This is a genomic window from Streptomyces bikiniensis, assembly GCF_000716625.1.
Taxonomy (GTDB): domain Bacteria; phylum Actinomycetota; class Actinomycetes; order Streptomycetales; family Streptomycetaceae; genus Streptomyces; species Streptomyces bikiniensis.
Window position 1 is genome coordinate 1 of the sequence record NZ_JNXJ01000098.1, and the last position, 2,498, is coordinate 2,498.

Annotated in this window: 3 protein-coding genes; all 3 read left to right on the top strand. The window is 61.2% G+C overall.

The features are described from left to right. Nucleotides 1-432, top strand: a 432-nt coding sequence (locus OO47_RS37130; protein WP_158708751.1) for an RHS repeat-associated core domain-containing protein, incomplete at its 5' end; no start/stop codon positions are given. Further along, the gene (locus OO47_RS32845; protein ID WP_158708752.1) at nt 414-797 is read left to right on the top strand and encodes a hypothetical protein; all 384 of its coding nucleotides are present in this window, start codon (nt 414-416) and stop codon (nt 795-797) included. The genes OO47_RS37130 and OO47_RS32845, both read left to right, overlap by 19 nt. Nucleotides 798-1,402: 605 nt before the next feature. Then, a complete protein-coding gene (locus tag OO47_RS32850; RefSeq protein WP_030223438.1) occupies nt 1,403-2,233 on the top strand; it encodes a glycoside hydrolase domain-containing protein in 831 nt (276 codons plus the stop codon). Nucleotides 2,234-2,498: the final 265 nt, after the last annotated feature.

Here is a 2,498-nt window from a genome sequence, read left to right on the forward strand (position 1 = left end):
CGCTTCCTGTCCACCGACCCCGTCCACGGCGGCGGCGACAACCGCTACGGCTATCCCGGCGACCCCGTCAACCAATACGACCTCGACGGCAAACGCTGGGGCCCCATCAGGTGGGGCTTGAACAAGCTGCGGAGCGGATACCGCTGGATCCGGCGAGGCGCTGGGAACCTGAACTACAAGGCGAAGGCTCACGTCGGTCGGTGGATCTCCAATCGCTACAATGGTGGGCGTTCCCGGGTCTCCATCACCAACTCGAAGGGACGCTGGCACTACGACCTGTGGGGCAAGACCCACGGTGGCGTTCGTACCCCCCACAAGGTCTATCAGCCGCGTAACCATCGTGCTCCCCACGGATGGGGCAAAACCGAGCGCAAGGCCCATTCCATGGGCTGGCGTGACTTGGCTCGCGTGTGGTGGCACGCACGGAGATGAGGAAGGTGACGATGTTTTACGGCATGATGCCCTGGGGCATTGAGAGTGAGATCATCTACTGTCAGCAGACAGCGATGGGTGATGTCGACCTCCACAATGCTGCAGACTTCCTGGGCACGCACGAGTCGGAGGACGGTCATACACTGACGCTTCGGTTCCGCACCACGGAAGAACAGGCCCCCTTCAGCATCCGATTCGAGAACGTTACCGATCTCGAAATCAAGAACAAGCGGGGTTACCACCCTGGAGACAAGAGCCTTTTCTACGCATTCCACAGCCTTGGTGACGGACTCTTCGAGTTTGAGGCCGCCATCATGGAAGGAAAGCTCAAAGCGACAGGTGTCGTCTTCGATGTAGCCAGCTAACGCTGGACAGGGAAACGCTGCGGATCGAGCAATCTCGATTCGCAGCGTTTCGCATTTCTCAGTGATCCCCGATCAGGAGGTGTCTGCACAGGACCAGGAATTTGAAGAATCGGCATCTGACATTACGACACCCTTTCCCGATTCACTTTTGAGGTTCTAAAATTCAAATAAACATACCAGTCTGAGCGCACGCCTCGCCCTGGCCGTAATTTATGCAATCAGCTTTAAGGTCGTGAAGGCTGTATTGATTCAGGAAGGCCGAATCGACGGCCTCGCCATTGTTGCAACGAGAAACTTTACGTGGCGCATCTGTCGCAAGCCTGGTGGCAGAAGTTTCGGCAGCCTTTATAGCAAACTCTGCACTCCTGCACGGAAGTTCCGCAAAGTGGACATATGCTGCTTTCTGTGCGCATCGAGTTTTGGGCACAAAAGGCCTGAATCTCCTTCAGGTCGATTGGTTCTTAACTGCCCTTCGAGGTTTCTTGCCTCCGCATCCCCAGAAGTCTCACTATAGTATGGGGGCCTGTCAGTTTCTTCACTGTCGCGGTCTCAAGGTAGAGTGATCACGAAGTGGAAGGCCGAAGTCAAATTTTTAGGGTGGGGAAATGCCGAAGCACCGGCTGTCCAGAAAAGGCCGTTACATCGCCCTGGCGGCGACCGGCGTGGTCGTCGTCGCCGGAGCCGGGATCGCGGCGCAGACCTCGATGGCCGCCCCGGTATGGCCCGCGCAGAAGACCTACACCGGCCGGGCGTTTGACGCCTGCACGGCGCCCTCGCTCGCCGCGATGACCGCGTGGAAGAAGGACGCCTACTATGGCGGCGTCGCTGTCTACATCGGCGGCAAGAACCGTGGCTGCGCCCAGCCCAACCTCACCCAGCCCTGGGTGAAGTCGGTTGACAGGCTCGGCTGGCGGGTCATCCCCCTGTACGTCGGCGCCCAGCCGCCCTGCCAGAAGAGCCTCAACAAGGAGCGGTTCACCGCGGCTACCGCCGCCTCGGTCGGCGCCGCCAACGCCAACGACGCGGTCGCCAGGGCCGCTGCCCTCGGCATGAGGCCCGGCAGCCCGATCTACCTCAACATGGAGTCGTACGACATCGCCGACAAGGCGTGCAACGACGCCACCCTCGCCTATGTGCGTTCCTTCACCAAGACCCTGCGCGCCAAGACCTACCGTGCCGGGCTCTACGGCTTCAGCAGCTCCAGCGCCAAGGCGATCGCCACCGCCAAGGACCGCACGGACCTGCCGGGCAACCTCTGGTACGCCCTGTGGAACGGCCAGGAGACCACCACCGAGGACTGGCCCTGGGACCCGAAGCTGTACACGAACCACAGCCGCGGGCACCAGTACAAGGCCAACAGCAAGGAGACCCGCAGCGGTCACACCATCAACGTCGACCGCAACGCCTGGGACGCCCCGGTCGCCATCATCGGCTGACCGGCATAACTGATCGTTTCAGAATGAGTTCGGTGTGAGGGCTTGGCGATCGGGTCTGGCGGAGGCAGAGTGGTGCGGGCGTCGGATGGTCTTGTGCCTGATGACCTGTGGGAACGCATCGCTGCTGCGCTCCCCGTACATCACGAACTTCTCCTCCGCCTCGACGCCCACGCACGGCGCCCGGGACTTCCCCGAACCACAATGCGGCCCGGCCCCCGGCCCCCGCAGCCGGATCGTGACATATTCCACAGGCAGGTGTAGTGCG